The 22,764-nt window shown below is 32.4% G+C and carries 17 protein-coding genes; 15 read left to right on the top strand and 2 right to left on the bottom strand.

Annotated elements, in window-relative coordinates; genetic code table 11:
• Window positions 1-368 precede the first annotated feature (368 nt).
• From B2P65_RS12090 to recJ, 4 genes are read left to right on the top strand one after another with little or no spacing between them, the layout of a single operon-like run.
• Window positions 369-2,324 carry a DNA topoisomerase IV subunit B gene (locus tag B2P65_RS12090; RefSeq protein ID WP_346847842.1) on the top strand — a complete coding sequence of 652 codons (1,956 nt, stop codon included), beginning with the start codon at window positions 369-371 and terminating at the stop codon, window positions 2,322-2,324.
• A gap of 11 nt (window positions 2,325-2,335) precedes the next feature.
• Window positions 2,336-5,251, top strand: a complete 2,916-nt coding sequence (locus tag B2P65_RS12095; RefSeq protein ID WP_346880209.1) for a DNA topoisomerase IV subunit A — start codon at window positions 2,336-2,338, stop codon at window positions 5,249-5,251.
• Window positions 5,252-5,272: 21 nt separating this feature from the next.
• Window positions 5,273-6,592, top strand: a complete 1,320-nt coding sequence (locus B2P65_RS12100) for a pitrilysin family protein (protein ID WP_346880210.1) — start codon at window positions 5,273-5,275, stop codon at window positions 6,590-6,592.
• A gap of 15 nt (window positions 6,593-6,607) precedes the next feature.
• Entirely contained in the window at window positions 6,608-8,383 is a 1,776-nt protein-coding gene (gene recJ / locus B2P65_RS12105) for a single-stranded-DNA-specific exonuclease RecJ (protein WP_346880211.1), read from the top strand.
• A 150-nt stretch (window positions 8,384-8,533) separates the two neighbouring features.
• Here the strand turns inward: recJ and B2P65_RS12110 are convergent, their stop codons facing one another.
• Both B2P65_RS12110 and B2P65_RS12115 read right to left on the bottom strand, forming a co-directional pair.
• Window positions 8,534-8,725, bottom strand: a complete 192-nt coding sequence (locus tag B2P65_RS12110; RefSeq protein ID WP_035129176.1) for an alpha/beta-type small acid-soluble spore protein — start codon at window positions 8,723-8,725, stop codon at window positions 8,534-8,536.
• 128 nt (window positions 8,726-8,853) lie between these two features.
• The gene (locus B2P65_RS12115) at window positions 8,854-9,057 is read right to left on the bottom strand and encodes a small, acid-soluble spore protein, alpha/beta type (protein ID WP_150845036.1); all 204 of its coding nucleotides are present in this window, start codon (window positions 9,055-9,057) and stop codon (window positions 8,854-8,856) included.
• 373 nt (window positions 9,058-9,430) lie between these two features.
• On the opposite strand from B2P65_RS12115, the gene B2P65_RS12120 reads away from it, so the two are divergent.
• The 11 genes from B2P65_RS12120 to B2P65_RS12170 all read left to right on the top strand — a co-directional run bounded on the left by B2P65_RS12120 (window position 9,431) and on the right by B2P65_RS12170 (window position 22,762).
• On the top strand, window positions 9,431-10,504 hold the full coding sequence (locus B2P65_RS12120; RefSeq protein WP_346880212.1) for an undecaprenyldiphospho-muramoylpentapeptide beta-N-acetylglucosaminyltransferase: 1,074 nt from the start codon (window positions 9,431-9,433) through the stop codon (window positions 10,502-10,504).
• A 215-nt stretch (window positions 10,505-10,719) separates the two neighbouring features.
• Window positions 10,720-12,120 (top strand): MBL fold metallo-hydrolase, encoded by a 1,401-nt coding sequence (locus B2P65_RS12125; protein WP_346880213.1) that lies wholly within the window; start codon window positions 10,720-10,722, stop codon window positions 12,118-12,120.
• Window positions 12,121-12,344: 224 nt separating this feature from the next.
• Entirely contained in the window at window positions 12,345-15,857 is a 3,513-nt protein-coding gene (gene nifJ / locus B2P65_RS12130; protein WP_346880214.1) for a pyruvate:ferredoxin (flavodoxin) oxidoreductase, read from the top strand.
• 173 nt (window positions 15,858-16,030) lie between these two features.
• A complete protein-coding gene (locus B2P65_RS12135) occupies window positions 16,031-16,423 on the top strand; it encodes a DUF1292 domain-containing protein (protein WP_346847848.1) in 393 nt (130 codons plus the stop codon).
• Between the two features lie 140 nt (window positions 16,424-16,563).
• Window positions 16,564-17,202 (top strand): HAD-IB family hydrolase, encoded by a 639-nt coding sequence (locus tag B2P65_RS12140; protein WP_346880225.1) that lies wholly within the window; start codon window positions 16,564-16,566, stop codon window positions 17,200-17,202.
• A 2-nt stretch (window positions 17,203-17,204) separates the two neighbouring features.
• Window positions 17,205-18,026 (top strand): aminotransferase class IV, encoded by an 822-nt coding sequence (locus tag B2P65_RS12145; protein ID WP_346880215.1) that lies wholly within the window; start codon window positions 17,205-17,207, stop codon window positions 18,024-18,026.
• Between the two features lie 93 nt (window positions 18,027-18,119).
• Window positions 18,120-19,883, top strand: coding sequence for a FapA family protein (locus B2P65_RS12150; protein ID WP_346880216.1), 1,764 nt, complete (start codon window positions 18,120-18,122; stop codon window positions 19,881-19,883).
• Between the two features lie 11 nt (window positions 19,884-19,894).
• A complete protein-coding gene (locus B2P65_RS12155) occupies window positions 19,895-20,353 on the top strand; it encodes a chemotaxis protein CheW (RefSeq protein ID WP_346867717.1) in 459 nt (152 codons plus the stop codon).
• 3 nt (window positions 20,354-20,356) lie between these two features.
• Window positions 20,357-20,845 (top strand): chemotaxis protein CheD, encoded by a 489-nt coding sequence (locus B2P65_RS12160; protein ID WP_346880217.1) that lies wholly within the window; start codon window positions 20,357-20,359, stop codon window positions 20,843-20,845.
• A gap of 25 nt (window positions 20,846-20,870) precedes the next feature.
• Entirely contained in the window at window positions 20,871-21,998 is a 1,128-nt protein-coding gene (locus tag B2P65_RS12165; protein ID WP_346880218.1) for a chemotaxis response regulator protein-glutamate methylesterase, read from the top strand.
• A complete protein-coding gene (locus tag B2P65_RS12170) occupies window positions 21,998-22,762 on the top strand; it encodes a protein-glutamate O-methyltransferase CheR (RefSeq protein ID WP_346878712.1) in 765 nt (254 codons plus the stop codon). Before B2P65_RS12165 ends, B2P65_RS12170 begins: the two co-directional genes overlap by 1 nt.
• Window positions 22,763-22,764: the final 2 nt, after the last annotated feature.

Consider the following 22,764-nt stretch of genomic DNA (forward strand, 5'->3'; position numbering starts at 1 on the left):
TATGAGACTTTTGTAAAATAAACTAATCTAAATAAACCTTAAGCACGTACTAATATTATTCCCTAACGATAATATTAAAGCACATGCTATATATTCCATATAAGATTAGCAATATATTTTACGAAAACATAGCAGAACAGTAATTATAGGCTTTTTCATGTAAAATTTTAATATTTACTATATTTTAAATAAAGAACATTGCGGTTCATTAAAGGGATAGAATTTCATTTTTTAAAGTAATTAGAAAAATAATAAAAAAATACCGCAAAAATAAGAACGTTTGTTTTGGAATTTCAAGAAAAAACTTTACTCCTTTGGAATAAAGTTATACAATAACAAATGTAACTCAACTTTTAAGGAGGGATAATATGGCGCAAAAGGAGAATAATAGAGGTACTTATGAAGTTACAGATCTCACATCTCTTGAAAAATTAGAGCCAGTAAGGGTTAGGCCTGGAATGTACATTGGCTCAACGGGTACTAAGGGTCTGCACCATTGTATATGGGAAATACTAGATAACTCTATTGATGAAGTTGCCAATGGATTTGGAGACAGGATAATAGTTACTTTAAGTAAGGATAAAACCGTTACTATAGAAGATAATGGAAGAGGAATACCTACAGGAATACATCCTGTTAAAAATAAATCTGGGGTGGAGATGGTTTATACAGAACTTCACACAGGAGGTAAATTCAATAATAATAACTATAAGACCTCAGGAGGACTTCATGGAGTTGGAGCTGCTGTTGTAAATGCTCTGTCTAAGTGGTTAGAGGTAGAAGTTAAACAAAAAGGAAATATTTATCTGCAAAAATTTCACTATGGATATGACAAAGAACTTAAAAGGGACATGCCGGGAACCCCAGCTACACCTTTGAAGATTGTAGGAAAGTCTAATGAAACTGGTACTAAAGTAACTTTTTTAGCAGATGGTGAAGTTTTCGGAAATGTAGATTATAAGTTTGAAATAATTGATGAAAGATTAAAGGAGCTATCCTTTCAAAATAAAGGGATTACCTTAATTCTAAGAGATGCAAGGAAAGATGATGTTGTAGAAAAAGTATATCATTCAGAGAGAGGCCTTTTAGACTTTATAGATTATTTAAATGAAAGTAAAACCGTCCTTCACAAAGAGCCAATAATTTTCCAAGGAGAAAGAGAAATTAATGGACTTATGGTATCGGGAGAAATATGCATACAGTTTACAGATTCTACGGCAGAGCATATTGCTAGCTATGTAAATAATATTCCCACAAAAGAAGCTGGTACTCATGAAACAGGATTTAAGACTGGTATGACTAGAGCCTTTAAAGAAGGTAGTAAGAAGTTAAATCTTTTAAAGGAAAAGGATAAGGACTTTGAAGGGGACGATATTAGAGAAGGTATGACTGCCATTGTAAAGGTAAGAATTACAAATCCAGTCTTTGAGGGTCAAACTAAAACTAAGCTAGGAAATGTTGAAGCCTATTCTGCAATGAATGACCTTGCCTATACTAAGCTAGGTGAATGGATAGAGGATAATAAAGAACTAGCTACTGTAATTATTAATAATGCTATTTCAGCTGCAGCTAGAAGAGAGAAAATTAAGAAAATAAATGAAGCAGAGAAGAAAAAGATAGGAAATGGTACTGCACCACTGGCAGGAAAAATAGCTGTCTGTACTTTGAAAGACAGAGAATTTACTGAGTTTATAGTGGTGGAGGGAGATTCTGCGGGAGGTTCTGCAAAACAAGCAAGGGATAGACGATTCCAAACCATAATGCCTTCTAAGGGTAAGATTATGAATACGGAAAAACAAAAATTAGAAAATGTTCTTGCAAGTGAAGAACTTAGAATCTTTAATACTGCCATAGGAACTGGAGTTTTAGAAAACTTTAAACCAGAGGAATTAAAGTATGGAAAGATAATTATACTAAGTGATGCCGATGTGGATGGATATCATATCAGAACCCTTTGGATGACTTATGTTTATAGATATATGAGACAACTTATTCAAAATGGAAATTTATTTATTGCATTACCACCTCTTTATAAGGTTTATAAAATCACTAAAAATGGTGAGGTTAGTAAGTACGTTTATAATGATGAAGAGCTAAATAAGGCTAAGAAGGAAATTGGTAAGGGTGCATTAATTCAAAGGTACAAAGGGTTGGGAGAGATGAATGCAGACCAACTTTGGGATACTACATTAAATCCGGCTACTAGAACTCTTCAAAGGGTTACCATTGAGGATGCTGCTAAGGCTGAAAAGATGATTTCCTTGTTCATGGGAGATGTGGTAGAGCCAAGAAGAAACTATATGTACAATCACGGTGAATTTTAGGAGGTGTTACAATGGCAAAGAAAAAAGAACCAATTCCAATAGATAATAATATTATAGATGTTTCTATAGATGAGGCTATGCCAGAGAACTATCTTCCCTATGCTGTAGAAGTATCAAAGGATAGAGCTCTTCCAGACGTAAGGGATGGACTAAAGCCTGTTCATAGAAGAATTTTATATGGAGCTTATATGCTTAAGGCATTCCCAGATAAGCCATATTATAAGTCTGCCAGAATAGTAGGAGATATTCTAGGTAAGTACCATCCCCATGGAGATACATCAGTTTATGATGCCATGGTAATTTTATCTCAGGATTTTACTACAAGAAAGCCCCTTATAGATGGTCATGGAAACTGGGGATCTATAGATGGAGATAGTGCAGCTGCCATGCGTTATACAGAAGCTAGACTATCTGGCATTGCCTTAGAAATGCTTAAAGATATTGATAAAGATGTAGTTGATATGATGGATAACTACTCTGATACAGAAAAGGAACCTACAGTTTTACCTGCAAAATATCCAAACCTCTTAGTTAATGGAGCCTTTGGTATTGCTGTAGGATTGGCTACCAATATTCCACCCCATAACTTAGGAGAGGTTATTGATGGAGCCATTGCCTATGCAGATAATGAGGAAATAACCACTAGAGAACTTATGGAATACATAAAGGGACCGGATTTACCTACTGGTGGAATATTAATGGGAAAGGATTCTTTAGTGGCTGCCTATGAAACTGGGGAAGGAAAAGTGGTTTTAAGAGCTAAAACTCATTTTGAAACCTTGGAAAGTGGTAGACTTGGTCTTGTTATTTCAGAGTTTCCTTATAGAAAAAATAAGGCTAAGCTTCTTCAAGCCATATCTGATTTAACAGGGGATAAAAAGCATAGCAAAGCAGTGGAAGCCATTGCGGATATTAGAGATGAATCTGATAGAAATGGTATTAGAGCCGTTGTAGAATTTAAGAAAAACACTACAGAGGAAACGGCGGATAGAGTCCTTAAATATCTATTTAAGAGAACGGAGCTTCAATGTAATATATCCTTTAACATGGTGGCTTTAGCTGGTGGAAAACCTAGGACCATGGGACTTAGGACTATAATTAAATACTATATAGAACATCAAAAGGAAGTTATTACAAGAAGAACAAAAAGAGAGCTAGAAATAGCAGAAAAGAGATTCCATATTGTAGAAGGCTTTATTAAAGCTATTGGAATCATGGATGAAATAATTAAAACTATTAGGGCATCTAAATCTAAAAAGGATGCAGGAGAAAATTTAATAAGCAAATTTGGCTTTACTAACCCTCAAGCAGAAGCTATTTTAGAGTTGATGCTTTATAGACTTACAGGTCTTGAAATTAAGATATTCCAAAAGGAACATAAGGAATTAGAGACTAAGATTAGGGGACTTAAGAAGGTATTAAGTAGTGAAAAGGAGCTTATTAAAGTTATTAAAAAGGAGCTTCTAGAGGTTAAGGAAAAATATGATGACCCAAGGAGAACTACTATTTTAGAAGATGATAGTGATGCTAATATTCAATTAGAAGAACTTATAGTAGAGGAAGATGTGGTAGTAACCATGTCTAAGGATGGATATGTTAAGAGAACTGCTTTAAAATCCTTTATTAGAACAACACAAAATACTGAGGATATAGAATATAGAGAAGGAGACTTTAATAGATTCTTCTTTGAATGTAATACCAGAGATACCCTATGTATCTTTACAAATCAGGGAAATATGTATCAATGTAAGGTTGCAAATTTAATTGAGTTTAAGTGGAGAGACAAGGGTGAGAGAATTCAAGGATTTATTAGAACTCTAGATTTAGATAAGGAACTCATAGTAAATGCCTTTGTAGTACAGGATTTCTCTATTACTAGGGATGTGCTTCTTATGACCTCTAGAGGTCTTATCAAGAAAACTGAACTTAGCAAGTTTATTACTAATAATTCAAGACTTCAAGGTATTAAGCTTAAAAAGGATGAAGAATTGATAAGTGCTGAATTAGTGGATAAAGATAGAGAAGAAAGATTTATTGAAATAACTACTGCTAAGGGATTAAACTTCATTGCACAGGAGCCTAAGGTTGAGCCAGTGGATAGAGGTATAGTTGGAAAACCTATAGTTAATTTAACCCATGGAGATAGTATAACTCAGTGTAGTTATGTAGATGAATTTAATTATAAAGAGTTCTATATAACTGTTAATAAAAAGGGGATCTTAAGAACTTCCAGTAGAAGAAGCGGAGAACCGGTTATAACTACATCAAACTCTAACGGTGAGTTATTCCTATTTACAGCTGGTGGAGAGTTGTTTAAAATGTCAGCCTTAATGATACAAAACATAGATAAAAAAGGTATTGAACTGGAAAAGCTATTTGAAGGTTATAATTCTAAGGATCCGGTGATTGCAATAATATCTGTGGATAATGAAGGAAGCTCTAAAGAAAATTTCTACTTCTTTACTGAAAAGGGTGTAGTAAAGAAAACTAGTATAGAAGAATTCACTGGTGATTTTACTAATATCTCAGCATATAAATTTAAGACTCCGGAGGATAAGCTAATTAAAGTAGAGGTTGAAGCTGACAAAGGAGAAGGGTTACTATTCACAAGAAAGGGTATGTGCCTTAAATTTGATTTAGAAGCTATAAATGTCATGGGGAAAAATGCCACTGGAGTTATGGGAATTAGCTTAAAGGATGATGATAAAGTTATCTTTGCAAAAGCAAGAAGTGGTGCTATTTCAAATAAAAATAATGAATTATGCGTAGACTTATTTGAAGAAAACCTGAAAATAACTACCCAAAATGGGCAAGAGAACATAGTGGATTTAGGAGCCTTACCAATTCAAAATAGAGCTGGTAGAGGTAAAAATGTCATTGTATTTATGGATGATGACTTTATAGAAAAGGTAGAGCTAATTAAGTAATAGAAGTAAAGTGGGGGTAGCATGGATAAGATATTTTTAAAACATGGAGTTAGGTTGCTTTATGAAAGAGTTCCAGGAAATATAACTTCTTTTACCATAGGGTTAGAAGCAGGAGCTAATAGTGAAAATTCTAATAATCTGGGCATTGCCCATGCTGTAGAACACATGGTATTTAAGGGTACCTATAGTAAAAGCGAGAAGGAAATCAATGAGATATGCAATGAGTACCTAGGATTTCATAATGCTATGACTAATTATCCCTATGTAGTTTATTATGGAAGCTCCTTAAAGGAAGATTTTAAAAATGCCTTTAATATATATTTTGATATAGTATTTAATCCGGCCTTTAGAGAAGAAGGTTTTAAGGAAGAAATGGCAGTTATCATAGAGGAACTTAAGGAGTGGAGTGATGATGTAGTTCAGCACTGTGAAGATTTTTTATTCTATGAAACCTTTGAAAAAAGAAGAATAAAGGAGTTAATCATAGGTAGAGAAGAAACTATAAAGGCTCTAACCTTAGAAGAGATAAGGGAGTACCATGAGAAGTTTTACATCCTAGATAACTGTGTAGTTTCTGTAGTAACTTCTTTAGACCTAAGTGAGGTTATTGAAATTATTGAAGGTGAAATAGCATCCTTGAATAAGACAAAACCTTTATTAACGCATAACACCTGTGAAATAGAAGTCCTGGAAGGGGTAAAATCATCCTTCACCCAAAGGAGCTCTGAAAGAGTTTCATCAAGGGAAAGTCAAGAAGAAAAGACTTTTTCCCTTTACGAGAATCCCAAGGCTGGAGTGTATATTGAAGAGAATCTCTCAATTAATGGATGCAAGGTTCAATATATATTTCCCATTCATAACCTAAGTGAAAGGGAAGTTACCTTACTTCAATTATTTAATGAATATTTTGCAGGGGGCACTAGCTCATTGCTCTATGATGAAATCAGAACTAAGAGAGGTTTAGTATATGATATTCAAGGAAAGGTTAAAGGAGAAAAGGGAATAAAACTATATACCATAACTTTATCTACATCTAAGGAAAATATTGATTTGGTTAGAGAGATAATTAAAGAAAACATTGATAAAGTAAAAGCTTTAAAGGGCATATTTACTGAAGATTTCTTTAAAAAATATATAAAGAGTCAAAATTTAAAGAGAATGTTAGCTCTAGAGAAATCCATAGTTTTATCTATGCACCTAGCTGTCTATGAAATAATGCACAGTGGTGGAGAATTACTTTTAAATGAGTTTTATAACCTAAGTAATTGCACAGAAGAAGAAATCCTTAGTGTAATAGATAAGGTATTTATTAAGGAAACAATAGGAATCATAAGGAATTAAAGGTAAGGTGATTTGGTGAATACTGTTTGGAAAGATAGTCAGTGCTCGATGGAGGTTTTAAAGGAGCTACTTAAGGATATAAAGGTTACTCCTATTACTCTTAGGGTGCTTATGAATAGAGGAATAGATACTAAGGAAAAGGCAGATGAATTTTTAAATTCTTCTTTGAATAAGCTATATAACCCTTATCTTATGAAGGATATGGATAAGGCCATAGAAATTATGGTGGATGCTATAAATAATAAGGAAAAAATTATGGTCTACGGAGATTATGATGCAGACGGAGTTACTAGTACTGCCATTCTTTATAAGGCTATAAAAAGCTGTGGTGGAATAGTAGCTTATCACATACCACATAGGGAAAATGAAGGCTATGGTATGAGTATTTCTAGAATAGAGACCATAGCAGAGGAAGGCTTTAATCTTATAATAAGTTGCGATAATGGGATTTCTGCTATAGAAGAGGTAAAAAGAGCTAAGGAACTTGGATTAAAGGTTATTATCACAGATCATCATGAACTTCCCTTTGAGGAGATAGATGGAGAAAGAAAGATGGTAATTCCAAGTAGTGATGCCTTAATAAACCCTAAGCAGGAGGATTGTAATTATCCCTTTAAACTTTTATGTGGAGCCGGTGTGGCTTATAAGTTTTCTTTAGCTTTATATGGAGCTATGAATATGAAGGATAAAAATACTGATGATCTTCTAGAATTAGCTGCCATTGGCACTATATGCGATGTGGTAGATTTAATGGATGAAAATAGAATCATTGCAAAGGAAGGGCTAAAGATACTTTCTAATACAAGAAATTTAGGAATAAAAGCTTTAAAACATATAATTGATATAAAGGATGAGGTAACTTGTTATAATGTTGGCTTTAACATTGGTCCTTGTATCAATGCTACAGGAAGGCTAGAAACTGCTGAGCTATCCTTAGATCTACTACTTTGTGAAGATATGGGTCAGGCTATGGATATAGCTACAAAGGTTTTTAATCTTAATAAGGAAAGGCAAGACCTTACCACAGAAAGTGTGGAACAAGTTTGTGCTGACATAGAAGGGTCTTCTTTGATAAATGATAGAGTACTTGTAGTATATAACCAGCATATCCATGAGAGTATTGCAGGAATTGTAGCAGGCAGAGTTAAGGAAAGGTATGGTAAGCCAACCTTTATTTTAACCCAGGGAAAAGATATGCCAAAGGGTTCAGGTAGATCCATTGAAGAATATAATATGTTTGAAGAAATGCTAAAATGTAAGGATTTACTAAGCAAGTTTGGTGGACATCCAATGGCAGCAGGACTTTCCATAGAAGAAAAAAATATTTCAAAGTTTAGACAATTATTAAATGAAAACTGCTATTTAAGTGAGGAAGATCTTGCTTCTAAAATGAGAGTAGATTCTCCCATAAAGTTAAATTATATAACAGAACAGGTTGTAGAAGAATTCAAGTTATTAGAGCCCTTTGGAAAGGGAAATCCAACGCCAATTCTAAAGGCTAATAGAGTTTTAGTGGCAGATATAAGATTTTTAGGAAATGAATATCAGCATGTTAAATTTAGATTTAATGTGGAAAGTACCAATAATCTGATAGATGGTTTATATTTCAATAAAAGGGATGAAGTTATTGAGATTTTAAAAGATGTCTATGGAGATGAATATGGAGATATTGGAAGTGGGTATATAAGACCGAAGGGTCTATTTCTAAATATATTATTTCAGCCAGATATAAATGAATATATGGGAAGAAGAAGTGTGCAATTAAAACTTAAAGATATAAAATGCAACTAAAAGTATAAGATGTAAAAGGTAATTAAAAGTTTTATATAAGAAAGTCAATTAAAAGTTAAAATCCCATTAATAAAGAGATGCACCTATAAGGTGCATCTCCTATTTAGGGTTTACTTACTATTAAATAATTTATTCAGATATTAATATATCCTATAAATTTCTTTCGTAAGCTTCAACCATTTTTTTAACCATTTGTCCGCCGATTGATCCAGCTTCTCTAGAAGTTAAATCACCATTATATCCTTCTTTTAGGTTAACTCCAACTTCTTGAGCTGCTTCCATCTTAAATCTGTCTAAACCTGCTTTAGCTTCTGGTACTAATAATCTACTTTTGCTTGTCATTTTATATTCCTCCTCCAATAAATTAGTAGAAGTCAACAAACATATTAATGTGAACCTCTTATTATTTAAACAAACTTTGCTAACTTCTTAAATAATAAACTTACCACACGCTACTTACAAATGTTTGATTAAAGATTTTTTTCGTAAGCTTCAACCATTTTTTTAACCATTTGACCACCAACTGATCCAGCTTCTCTAGAAGTTAGGTCTCCGTTATATCCTTCTTTAAGATTAACTCCTACTTCTTGAGCAGCCTCCATTTTAAATTTGTTTAAACCTGCTTTAGCTTGAGGTACTGCTGGTTGATTAGAATTATTATTATTGTTTGACATGTATTTTCACCTCCTTTGTTTTGATAATAGTATTGTACCCGGATATAAGAAGATTATTTAAGAGAATGGGTGGAAACATATGAAAGATTATGAGCAATTACCTTTTTATGTATATATTCAATAGTTTTAAATATAAAATTCATATTTTATATTTACATTTGTCTTCATATGTGGCATAACTTAATAAGGAGCATAATATATCTAATATAATAAAAAACATATTATAATAAAAATCTATAAAATCTATATAGTAATAACATTATTTTTAGCTTTAGCGAGATTACATATACTCGTCTAAGGCTTAGATATTTTTATTTTAAATATTTCAAAGCTATTAAAGCTTTTACTAGGTAATTTTAGGAGGACTTTTAAATTGAGTAACAAAAAAATCATTATGACAGGTGGAGGAACAGCTGGACATGTAACTCCCAATATCGCACTTGTGCCCAAGCTAAAGGAGCTAGGATATGAAATACAGTATATAGGTACTGAACATGGAATAGAAAGAAAACTTATAGAAGCAGAAAAAATTAAATATCATAGTATTTCTAGTGGTAAGTTAAGAAGATATTTTGATGTAAAGAACTTTACAGATCCTTTTAAGGTTATTAAAGGGGTTTTTGAAGCAAAGTCAATTATAAAAAAAGAAAAACCAGCCATAGTTTTTTCAAAGGGAGGATTTGTATCAGTTCCAGTGGTGTTAGGAGCTTATTTTAATAAAATTCCAATTATAATACATGAGTCAGATATTACACCTGGTCTAGCAAATAAAATATCCATGCCCTATGCAACAAAGATTTGTGTTACCTTTGAAGAGGCTATGGATCATGTTAATAAAAAGAAAGCTGTACTTACAGGTTCACCAATTAGAAGTGAACTATTTAAGGGCAGCAAAACAAAGGCTAAGGAATTTTGTAAATTTAAAGATGATAAGCCTGTAATTTTAGTTACTGGAGGAAGCTTAGGTTCAAGAATTATAAATGAATGTGTTAGAGAAGCACTACAAGATATACTTAAAACTTTCAATGTAATACATCTATGTGGAAAAGGTAATTTAGATAAAAGTTTTAATGTAGTTGAGGGATATGCTCAGTTTGATTATATTAAAGAACAGTTATCAGATTTAATGCAATTGGCAGATATAGTAGTTTCTAGAGCAGGGTCTAATACTATATTTGAACTTTTAGCTTTAAAGAAACCAAATATTTTAATACCGCTATCAGCTAAGGCAAGTAGAGGAGATCAAATTTTAAATGCCAAGTCTTTTAATAAATCAGGATATAGTAAAGTTATAGAGGAAGAAAATTTAAATGCATTGACTCTTTTAGAAGCTATTGATGAAGTTAATAGAGATAAAGAAACTTATATTAAAAACATGAGCAAAAGCAGACAAAGGGACAGCCTTGGAAAAATAATAGATCTAATTGAAAGCAGTAAAAGAAAATAAGAAAATCCCTGAAACCCGCACTATGACAACAACTAGTTAACTAGTTAAATAGTTTTATAGTTAAATATATAAAATTTTCCCTATATAAATAGTTATATAGGGATATTTTTATATAGTGAAAATGATAAATATATAAATAGTCCATACATAAAATCCTATGGCATTAGTGAATAATAGTAAATATATTAAACATAGGAAAGATAGGAGAAGTTTCAATGGAGATAAAGTTAAAGTTCTTAGGAGCTACTAAGTGTGTTACAGGCTCTAGTCATTTACTTACTGTTAATGATAAAAAAATACTTTTAGATTGTGGTTTATTTCAAAGTAATGATTTAAAGTCTTATAGTAATGATATATTGAATGTGGATCCTAAGGAAATTGATTATATTGTGTTATCTCATAGTCATGTGGATCATAGTGGTAGGATACCTCTTTTCTTTAAGTTAGGATTTCAAGGGAAGGTAATTTGTACTGAGCCTACTAAGGAATTATGTGGGTATTTACTTAAGGACGCTGCTAGGATTCAACAGGAGGAAACTTATTTTGAAAATCTTTCTAGACATGGTAAGGGAGTTAAAGCTTTAAGTCCTTTATATGATGAAGAGGATGTGGAACTAGCTCTAAAAAGTTTTTATACCTACGGATATAATGAGGAAATCCTATTGGAAGAGGATATAAAAGTTATTTTTAGAGATGCAGGTCATATATTAGGTTCTGCAATATGTGAAATTTTAATCAAAAATTGTGGTGAAAGTTGGATTAAATTGATATATACTGGAGATATAGGAAATATTAATAGAGATATTTTAAATAATCCAGAAAAGGAACTCCAGGGAGATTTTTTAATCCTTGAAAGTACTTATGGAGATAAGATGCATGAAGAAAAAGATAATTATGCAAAACTCCTAGAAATTGTAAAGGATATCATGGAGGGTGACGGAAATTTAATAATTCCTTGTTTTTCCTTAGGAAGAACCCAGGAGATTATATACATGCTAAATACTTTTATAGAAAGTGGACAGGTGCAGGGCTGTAATGTATATATAGATAGTCCTTTGGCAGCAGGAATTACCAAGATATTTAGAAAGTATGAAGAATACTTTGATAAGAAGGCTAAGGCTCTTATAGAAAAAGGTGATGATCCATTGAGCTTTAAAGGACTGCATTTTGTTGAAAGTAGTGATGATGGAAAAAAGGTTTATGAAGTTAAGTCAAAATCCATAATTATTGTAGCTGGAGGAGTTTATGATGGGGGGAGAATATCTAACCATCTAAGAAATAATCTTCCTAGACCAGAGTGTGGCGTATTAATTACCTCCTATCAAGGGAACCAGAGCATTGGAAATAAATTGTTAAAAGGAAATAAAAGAATTAAACTCCAAGGTGAGAAAATTGAGGTTAAAGGAAAAGTTTTTTATATGGATGGACTATCAGGTCATGCAGATAAGGCAGGACTATATAATTGGGTAAGTAGTATGAAGGAAAAACCTAAGAAAATATTTCTAGTTCATGGTGAAGGAAAAAATATTGAATCCTTCACTAATAAATTAAAAAGTGAAAATTATTCCGTAGTTATACCGGATTTTTTGGATGAATTTCCCTTAGAAATTAATTAAAAACTTAACAAAGTGTGTTAATTTTTAGGGTTGAATTTTAATAAAATTAAGGTATAATTTAAATGTAAGGTCATGTTAAACATTACCAAACCTTTAGTTTGGCATTAATATGTCTTAGAGAAATAGCTAAATATAAGTGAATTCATGATAGCATTTTCACAAAGAAAAAATAAGATTATGAGTTTGCTAATAAAATATTTATAGAAGAAAGAGGGTTGCTTACAATGAGAAAAATGAAAACTATGGACGGTAACACCGCCGCAGCTCACGTAGCCTATGCATATACTGATGTAGCAGCTATATACCCAATTACTCCTTCATCACCAATGGCTGAACACTGTGATGAGTGGGCAGCACAAGGTAGAGAAAATGTATTCGGACAAAAGCTAAAGATAATGGAAATGCAATCAGAGGCAGGCGCAGCTGGAGCAGTTCACGGTTCACTACAAGCAGGTGCATTAACAACTACTTTCACAGCATCTCAAGGATTATTACTTATGGTTCCAAACATGTACAAGATTGCTGGAGAATTACTTCCAGGTGTTTTACATGTAAGTGCTAGAGCATTAGCAGCACAAGCTTTATCCATATTTGGAGATCATCAAGACGTTATGGCTACAAGACAAACAGGTTTTGCTTTACTTGCTACTAATAGCGTTCAAGAAGTTATGGACCTTGCTCCAGTAGCTCACTTAGCATCTATTGAAGGTAGAGTTCCATTCTTACATTTCTTCGATGGATTTAGAACATCACATGAAATACAAAAAATTCAAACTTGGGACTATGAAACTCTAGGAAAATTCTTAAATAGGGATGCAGTAGATGCATATAGAGCAAGTGCTTTAAACCCAGAGAATCCTGTAACTAGAGGAACAGCTCAAAACCCTGATATATACTTCCAAGCTAGAGAAGCTTCAAACCCATTCTACAATGCAATTCCAGGAGTTGTAGAAAAATATATGGAAATGATCAATAAAGAAATTGGTACTGATTACCACCTATTCAATTACTATGGAGCACCAGATGCAGAGAGAGTAATTGTTGCAATGGGTTCAGTATGTGATGTTGCTGAGGAAACAGTTGATTACTTAACAGCTCAGGGAGAAAAAGTTGGACTAGTTAAAGTTCACTTATATAGACCATTCTCATTAGAACACTTCTTTAAACATATGCCAGCAACAGTTAAAAAGATTGCTGTATTAGATAGAACAAAAGAGCCAGGATCTGCTGGAGAGCCACTATATCAAGATGTTAGAAATGCATTCTATGATAGAGCTGAAAGACCAGTTATTATTGGTGGAAGATATGGATTAGGTTCAAAAGATACTACTCCATCTCAAATAGTTACTGTATTCGATCACTTAAAAGAAAAAGAACTTAAAAATGGATTCACTATAGGAATAGTTGATGATGTTACAAATACATCACTAGACATTACAAGAACTATAGCTACTACACCAGCAGGAACTGTTGAGTGTAAATTCTGGGGATTAGGATCTGACGGAACAGTTGGAGCTAATAAGAGTGCTATAAAAATTATAGGAGACCATACAGACATGTATGCTCAAGCATACTTTGCTTATGACTCTAAAAAATCTGGTGGAGTAACAATGTCTCACTTAAGATTTGGTAAAGAAGAGATTAAATCTCCATACCTAATCAACCAAGCTAACTACATTGGATGTCATAACCAATCTTATGTTAATAGCTATGATGTATTAGCTGGAATTAAAGATGGTGGTACATTCCTATTAAACTGTATTTGGGATGAAAAAGATTTAGAAGAACATTTACCAGCATCAATGAAGAGATATATTGCTGAGCATAACATAAACTTCTACACAATAAATGCTGTAAAAGTTGCTCAAGAAATTGGTCTTGGCGGAAGAATTAACATGATTTGTCAAGCTGCTTTCTTCAAATTAGCTGAAATTATTCCAGTAGATGAAGCTATTAAATACCTTAAAGATGCAGTTCAAACATCCTATGGTAAAAAAGGTGAAAAAATTGTTAAAATGAACAACGATGCTATAGATGCTGGAGTTAATGCTATAGTTAAAGTTAACGTTCCAGAAGCTTGGAAAAATGCAGAAGATAAAAATGAATGTAAGAAGGATACTCCTGACTTCATTAAAAACATCGTTGAAGTTATGAATAGACAAGAAGGAGACAAACTTCCTGTAAGTGCTTTTGAAGGAAGAGAAGATGGTACTTTTGACCATGGAACAGCTGCTTATGAAAAGAGAGAAATAGCTGTTAACGTACCAGAATGGATTCCAGAAAATTGTATCCAATGTAACCAATGTTCTTATGTATGTCCTCATGCTACAATAAGACCATCTATTGGAACAGAAGAAGATTTTGCTAATGCACCAGCAGCTATTAAGCTTGCAGATGCAAAAGGCGGACAACTTAAAGGCTTAAAATTCACAATGTCTGTAGCTGTTCAAGATTGTACAGGCTGTGGAAACTGTGCACAAGTTTGTCCAGCTAAACAAAAAGCTTTAGTTATGAAACCTCTTGATACTCAAAAGGATCAAATAGAGTCTTGGAATTTCACAGTTAAAATGAAAAAACCTGAAAATCCATTAGGTGTTGCTTCAGTTAAAGGTAGCCAATTTGAGACTCCACTTCTAGAGTTCTCAGGTGCTTGTGCAGGTTGTGGAGAAACTCCATATGCTAAGCTTATAACTCAATTATTTGGAGACAGAATGATGATAGCTAATGCTACAGGATGTTCTTCAATTTGGGGAGGAAGTGCTCCTTCAACTCCATACACTAAGAATCAAGAAGGTAAAGGACCAGCTTGGGCTAACTCATTATTTGAAGATAACGCTGAATTCGGTTTAGGTATGTTCTTAGGTGCTAATCATCAAAGAGAAAAACTTACTGATTTAGTTAAAAAAGCAGTATCAACAAGTTGTAATGAAGAGTTAAAAGCTGCTTTAAATGAATGGTTAGAGAATAAAGATAATGCAGAAGCTTCAAAAGTTGCTACTAAGAAAGTACTTCCATTAATCGAAGCAAACAAAACTTGCTGCGAAACAATGGAAGAGTTATATAAATTCAAAGACTTCTTCGTTAAGAGATCTCAATGGATCTTTGGTGGAGACGGTTGGGCATACGACATTGGATATGGCGGTGTTGACCACGTTCTAGCATCAGGAGAAGATGTAAATGTATTTGTATTTGATACAGAAGTTTACTCTAACACTGGTGGACAATCTTCTAAAGCTACTCCAACTGCAGCAATTGCTAAATTTGCAGCTTCAGGTAAGAGAACTAAGAAGAAAGATCTTGGAATGATGGCAATGAGCTATGGCTATGTATATGTTGCTCAAATAGCTATGGGAGCTGACCAAGCTCAAACTCTTAAAGCTATAAGAGAAGCAGAGGCATATCCAGGTCCATCTTTAATAATTGCTTATGCTCCATGTATCAACCATGGAATTAAGACCGGAATGGGTAATACTCAATTAGAATCTAAAAAAGCTGTTGCTTGCGGATATTGGGGATTATATAGATTCAACCCAACTCTTAAAGAAGAAGGTAAGAATCCATTTAGCTTAGATTCTAAAGAGCCAACTGAATCTTTCAGAGACTTCTTATTAAACGAAGTAAGATATGCATCACTTCAAAAAATGTTCCCAGAAGTAGCTGAGGAATTATTTGTTAAGACTGAACAAGATGCAAAAGAAAGATTAGAATCTTATAAAAAACTTGCAGCTCAACAATAGTTTTAAATAATTTAAGGGTTGTCTCCGTTTTGGGGCAGCCCTTTTCTTTATGCAAAATTAGGATAATTGTTGGATGAAAATAAAAACTTTGTATTAAAATATTATAAAACACTTCTAAAATATGAAGATTAAGGGTACAATGAAGAGGAGTATTATTTAAGGAGGCTATTAATATGGGAAATAACTGTTGTGGAAATAATGAAGATAAAAAAGAAACAGGATGCTGCGGAGGACATGAGCAAGAAAGTCATGAATGCTGCTGTGGAGGACACGACCATGAACATGAGCACGAAGAGTGTGGTTGTGGCTGCGGAGAGCACGAAGCAATGTTCGTTGAGTTAGAAGATGAAGAAGGAAATGTAACTCAATGTGAAATAGTTGATGGATTTTTATTTGAAGAAAATGAATATGCCTTAGTACAAAATCCAGATGATGGTTCAATATACTTATTTAAAGTAGTTGGTGATGATGAAGTAGGAGAACTTGTTGTACCAGAAGATTCAGAGTATGATGCAGCAAAAGCATATTACGAAGAATTACTTGCAAATGAAAATAGTGAAAACTAATTAAACTTTTAAGAGCCGCTATTTATATAGCGGCTTTTATGCTTAGCTACTCCATATTCTCCTATGGAAATAATATATTAAGAAGGATATGGAATGGATGATCAATGGTTAAGAATAACATGAAAGTAGGTCAATTTCACATGGAAAAACTAGCTATATTTGATATTGATTATACATTAACTAAAAAGGAGACTTCTATAGAATTATATAAATATATGCTTAAGAAGGATAGGAAGTTACTTAGGTATTTACCATCACATATAATAACTGGTATTTTTTATGGTTTAAAGGTTTATAATGCTGGAAGAACTAAGGAGAATTTTTTAAGATTTTTAGCAGGAACCAGTGAGGAAGACTTAAAGAAGCTAGTGAAAAGATTTTATAAGGAAAAGATAGAGAGTATATTGTATGAAGATGCAATTAAAGCAATTAAGGACTTTAAGGAAAAGGGCTATAAGATATATTTAATTTCTGCCTCTCCTGAGTTTTATGTTAATGAATTTTATAGTATAAAAGAAGTAGATAAGGTTATTGGAACTAAGTTTCATATTGATGAAGGAAAATTTAATCCTAAAATTTTAGGGGAAAATTGCAAAGGTGAAGCAAAGGTAAAAAGATTAATGGAGGAATTAAAAAAAGACAATATAGAAGTGGATTTTAAAAATTCCTATATGTTTTCTGATTCTCTTTCGGATTTACCTCTTTTGAAGTTAGTGGGCAAGGGATATTTAATAAATTATAAGAAGAATCATGAATTAGAGATTTTAAGGTGGCGATAATTATGGAGAATTGTATAAATGATTACTTTATAAAAAATGATGAAGCTTATGAAAGGGAGGAATTTCAAGATATATATGTGGTAGAAGGTAAGTGCATATATGAAGTTATTAGGGTTATAGATGGAGCTCCTCTATTTTTAGATGAACATTTAGCTAGGCTTGAAAATTCTTTAAAGTTAGAAAAAAAAGAAGAACTTATATCTATGGATAAGATTAAGGAGTACATAGGAAAGTTAATAACTCTAAACAGAGTTGAAAATGGTAATTTAAAGCTTGTAATAAATAAGGATAATCTATTTATATTTTTTATAAAGCATTCTTATCCAACTAAGGATATGTATAGTAATGGAGTAAAGACTATTCTTTATTTTGGAGAAAGACATAATCCTAATGCAAAGGTTATAGATAATTCCTTTAGGGGAAAAGTTAATGAAAAAATAGATGCTAGTGGCAGTTATGAAGCTATTTTAGTAAATAGTAAAGGGTACATTACAGAGGGAAGCAAGTCCAATATATTTATGATCAAGGGTGATGAAATAATTACAGCCCCAGTAGAAGGGATACTTCCAGGAATAACTAGAAGTGAGATAATAAAAGCTTGTGAAGAATTGGGCTTAAAGGTAAGAGAAGAAAATATTCATTATGAACATATAAAAAATTTAGATGGATTATTTATATCTGGAACTTCTCCTAAGGTGCTACCTATAAATGAAGTTGAAGGTATTATAAAATATGATAAAATTTATCAAAGAATTTATGATATAAAAGATAAGTTTGAAGAATTAATTACAAGAAACTTGAAGAATTATAAAACAAGTAAATAGTAAAGTATGTCAAAAACAATACGATAATATATTATAGTATTGTTTTTGTATTTTAGAAGGAAATGATCTGTATTATGTATTAGGGGTGATAATGTGGAAAATAAGACATTAAGGGGAACTGCAAAAGTACTTGATGGCAAACTGATTATTACTGATGAAGAAAATATTTCTGAGGGTCCTTGGATTGTAAAGGGCAAGGATGTTGGTTTATTTGTAGATGAACAAGAAGTAAAAGGAAGAGCTAGAGTTAGCTCTGAAAGTAAGATAGATATAATTTTTAATGAATCTAAGGCAATAAGAGAATTGAATATAAATATTAGTGAAGACAAAATGACAGCTAGTATATCAATAAACTATAGTCCAGAAGTAATTTATACTTTAGAAGATACACCAGAAGCACCTATGATTACATTAAATGCAAAGGTAAAAGGAGAGAAATTTCCACCTAAATATACAAGAGATGAATTATTAAAAGAACTTAAAGATAAGAACATAGTTTATGGGATTGACAATAAGATGTTAGATGACATAAAAAATATGGACAAGATAGAAAATGTTGTAGTTGCTAGAGGAAAGGAACCTATTGAACCTATAGATGATGTATTAGAAGTATATTTTGATACTAGTACCCATAAAGGATTTAAAAGTGACCAAAGTGGTAATGTAGATTTTAAATCTATAGGTAGTATAACAAGTGTGAAGAAAGATGATATCCTTGCAAAGCGTACTGTAGGAAAAGAAGGTACCATAGGTATTAACCTATTTTCACAACCTATCCAACCAAAGAAAAGAAAAGTTAAGGACATGATGGTAAAATCAGGATGCAAATTTAAGGATAAGGATACTATAGTGTCTACAATGGAGGGAAAACCTCAAGTAAAGGGATGTATTTTTCAGGTTAATAATGTTCATGAGGTTCTTAGTGATGTAGATATAACTACAGGGGATATTAATTTTATAGGCGATGTAATTATTAATGCTGATGTTAAAGAAGGTATGAAGGTTAAATCAGGAAATACCATAATTATAAAGGGAAATGCAGTAAGATGTAGTCTTTGGTCAGAGGGAGATATGCAAATTATTGGTAGTGCAATTTCATCTACCATAAAGATTAGAAGTGAGTTCTCTGAGTTTAAAGGATATTTAGAAGAGTTATCTGCCATAGTGGATAGTTTTCATAGCTTGTATAAGGCTGTAATAGCTGTTAAAGAAGGTGGAGATATAAAGGGGAATATAAGAGATTGTGATATTATAGCCCTTGTTATAAAGAGTAAATTTCCTTTGATAATAAAGATAATTAATAAAGTATTAAATACAATGGTTGAAATTAATGATAATAACAATGAATTATTTAGAGTGTTAAAGATTAAATATGCTAATAAGAACTACATGTTAATAAGTGGTGTAGAAGAACTAATTAAGGTTAAAACTTTGGCAGAAGAGAAAATAAAGGCCATAGAAGCTATGAAAGATATTAATTCAGATGCTACAATAGGGTACATTCAAGATTGTACAGTATTTTGCTCTGGGGTCTTGACAATAAATGGAAAAGGCATTTATAAATCCAATGTTTACGCAGAAAAGGGTATATATTTTACAGGAGAAGGTCAATGCGAGCTTCGAGGTGGAAAAGTTAAGGCGGAAAGTGAAATTAAGGCTAAGGTAGTAGGTTCACCTTCGGGGGTTATGACGGAGGTCGTAGTAGGTAAGGAAGGACATATTTATTGTGATGTTGCTTACTTAAATACTAAGTTTATAGTTGGAAATATGGAAACTATAATGGATGAAACATGCAAAAATGTTCATGTATATATAGATAAAAATCGAGATTTAATTGTTGATAAGTTTAAAATTTAGGAGGGGTAAAAGTGGCAGAGGAATTTAAATTACTTGTGTTTAGATTAGGAGACCAGTGCTTTGCAGCAGATATTAGAGAGGTAGAACGTATTCTAAACTATGAAGAGCCAACAAAAATTCCAGATTCACAAGATTTTTTACAAGGAGTTATAAATTATCAAGATGGAATATTACCAGTTATTAGTTTAGCTAAAAAATTTGGAATATACAATCTGGAAGATAAAGAAAAGGATGGTTCAATAATCGTTGCTAGAAACGAAGATGGTGCCATGGGAGTTATAGTAGAAGCTGTTAATGAAGTTATATCTAGGAAAGTTGAGGATTTAGAACCCACACCAGATATATCTTCTAATATATCGAAGCGATATGTGAAGGGTATAATAAAAGACAAGAACAAAAATACTATTATTTTACTTTTAAATTTAAATGAACTTCTTTCAAAGGATGAAAAGGAGAAAATAGAAAGGTAAGCTATGGAATACAAGGAGATAAAAGTAGGCATTGCAGATTATAAAATAGCCAAATGTCCAGATAGACTTATGACAATTGGGCTAGGTTCTTGTATTGGTATTGCCATAATAGATAAAAAAAGTGGAATTGGAGGCCTTGCCCATATTATGCTTCCAGACAGTGAAAAGTTTAATAAGATAGCAAATGAAATAAAGTTTGCTAATCTTGCAATACCTATTCTGATTAAAGAAATGGTAGAAAATGGTGCAAGAGAAAAGGATCTAAGAGCCAAGATTGCTGGTGGAGCGTCTATGTTTAACTTTGCAGACAGTAAGGTTAATATGGATATAGGTGCTAGAAATAGCCTAGCAGTTAAGGGTATATTAAAGGCTAGAAAGATACCTATAGATAGTGAAGAAATTGGAGGAACTAAAGGAAGAACAATAACCTTTGATACAGTAACAGGGGAGCTATATGTAAAAACTGTAGGAGAAGGTATTAAAATTATATAGAAATTAATGATTGGAGTGATTACATATGGTACAAAAGGTTTCAGTTATGGTTGTAGATGACTCCGCTTTAATGCGAAAGATGATATCAGACATGATAAATATGGAAGATGACATGGAAGTGATAGCAATTGCAAGAAATGGAGAAGATCTTTTAGAAAAGTTAAAAAAGCAGGTTCCAGATGTTATCACTTTAGATATTGAAATGCCAAAGATGAATGGAATAGAAGCTTTGAAGAAAATAATGGAGTTAAAGATACCTACTAAAGTTATTATGATTAGTAGTTTAACACAAGATGGTGCCGAGGAAACTATGGAATGTTTAGAAAATGGAGCTATAGATTTTGTACCAAAACCATCAGGTTCAATTTCTTTAAACATTAATGTAGTTAGAGAAATTTTAGTTTCAAAAATAAGAGGCATCAGATTTGTTAGAAAGACTTCTTCCGTTAGTAACACAAAAGATGTTGACATTAAAGAAGATAAAAAAAGAGAAATACATAGAGTTTCTACAGTATTGAAAATAAGAGAAAGAGACTCAATGCCTAAAGCTATAAGAAGTAAAGAGATAGGTAATAAAAAAATCTCAGCAATTGTAATGGGGGCATCTACAGGTGGTCCTAAGGCATTATTTAATGTCATTACAAATCTTCCAGAAAAATTAGGAGTTCCTGTATTAGTGGTTCAGCATATGCCAGAAGGCTTTACAAAAGCATTTGCTGAAAGACTTGATAAATTTTCTAAGGTTAAGGTGGTGGAAGCCAGGGAAGGTATGTCCATAGAAAAGGATGTTGTATATATAGCACCTGGTGGTAAACATATGGAGATAAGTAGAAACAAAACTATAACCTTAAATTTAGAACCTCCAATGTGGGGAGTGAGGCCAGCTGTAGACAAGCTATTTATATCAGGAGCTAAGGTATATGGAGAGAATTTATTAGGGATTATCCTCACTGGCATGGGAAGAGATGGGGCTGATGGAATTATAGAAGTTAAAAAAGCAGGTGGAGCCACTATATCAGAAGATGAGTCTACTTGTATAATATATGGAATGCCTAAAGCAGCTTATGAAACTAATATGATAGACGAAGTTATTCCACTTTATGATATTAGTAAAAGAATAGCTAATATAGTACTGGGGGATGTGAAGAATTAATGGATTTTACAAAGTTTGAAAGTTTTATATTAAGAGAGTTTAATTTAGATTTGTCTGGCTATAAATCAGCTCAGTTACATAGAAGAATACTTACTATTATGTCTAGAGCTGGAGCTAAAGATTTAGATGAATATATGATATTAATAAAAAAAGATAAGGTCATAAGGGAAAAGTTTTTGGATTATGTTACGATAAATGTAACAGAGTTCTATAGAAACCCACAAATATTTCAGGAACTTGAAAATTTTATAAAAAGTGAATTATCCTATAACAGACCACTAAAAATATGGAGTGCAGCTTGCTCTATTGGTGCAGAACCTTATTCTATATCTATGATGCTAAAGGAGATGACTCCTAGTGTTAGGCATAAGATATTAGCTACGGATATAGATACTAACATCTTAATAAGAGCAAAAGCAGGAGAGTATGTAAGTGGAGATATTAAAAACATACCTAAAGTTAAGCTTCATAAGTATTTTAAACATGAGGGGGAAAAATTTATAATTAACCAGGAAGTAAAAGATCTAGTAACCTTTAAAAAACATGATCTTATATTAGATAGCTATGAAGGTGGCTTTGACATAATTGTATGTAGAAATGTGGTTATATATTTTACTAATGAAGTAAAAGAAAAAATTTATGAAAGGTTTTCTAAAGCATTAAATCCAGGAGGTTTATTATTTATAGGTGCTACAGAAAGTATATATGGATATAAAAATTTTGGTTTTGAGAAACTTTCAACATTTATCTATAAGAAAATTTAAGG

The sequence above is a fragment of the Clostridium sp. UBA3061 genome, assembly GCF_002367465.1.
Lineage (GTDB): Bacteria > Bacillota > Clostridia > Clostridiales > Clostridiaceae > Clostridium_J > Clostridium_J sulfidigenes.

Bases quoted from the DNA above. Each gene is read 5' to 3' on its own strand.
- B2P65_RS12100 (WP_346880210.1), top strand. From the start codon at position 5,273: ATGGATAAGATATTTTTAAAACATGGAGTTAGGTTGCTTTATGAAAGA.
- nifJ (WP_346880214.1), top strand. From the start codon at position 12,345: ATGAGAAAAATGAAAACTATGGACGGTAACACCGCCGCAGCTCACGTA.
- B2P65_RS12090 (WP_346847842.1), top strand. From the start codon at position 369: ATGGCGCAAAAGGAGAATAATAGAGGTACTTATGAAGTTACAGATCTC.
- B2P65_RS12145 (WP_346880215.1), top strand. From the start codon at position 17,205: ATGGAGAATTGTATAAATGATTACTTTATAAAAAATGATGAAGCTTAT.
- B2P65_RS12115 (WP_150845036.1), bottom strand. From the start codon at position 9,057: ATGTCAAACAATAATAATAATTCTAATCAACCAGCAGTACCTCAAGCT.
- B2P65_RS12110 (WP_035129176.1), bottom strand. From the start codon at position 8,725: ATGACAAGCAAAAGTAGATTATTAGTACCAGAAGCTAAAGCAGGTTTA.
- B2P65_RS12170 (WP_346878712.1), top strand. From the start codon at position 21,998: ATGGATTTTACAAAGTTTGAAAGTTTTATATTAAGAGAGTTTAATTTA.
- B2P65_RS12125 (WP_346880213.1), top strand. From the start codon at position 10,720: ATGGAGATAAAGTTAAAGTTCTTAGGAGCTACTAAGTGTGTTACAGGC.
- B2P65_RS12160 (WP_346880217.1), top strand. From the start codon at position 20,357: ATGGAATACAAGGAGATAAAAGTAGGCATTGCAGATTATAAAATAGCC.
- B2P65_RS12140 (WP_346880225.1), top strand. From the start codon at position 16,564: ATGGAAAAACTAGCTATATTTGATATTGATTATACATTAACTAAAAAG.
- B2P65_RS12095 (WP_346880209.1), top strand. From the start codon at position 2,336: ATGGCAAAGAAAAAAGAACCAATTCCAATAGATAATAATATTATAGAT.
- B2P65_RS12165 (WP_346880218.1), top strand. From the start codon at position 20,871: ATGGTACAAAAGGTTTCAGTTATGGTTGTAGATGACTCCGCTTTAATG.
- B2P65_RS12135 (WP_346847848.1), top strand. From the start codon at position 16,031: ATGGGAAATAACTGTTGTGGAAATAATGAAGATAAAAAAGAAACAGGA.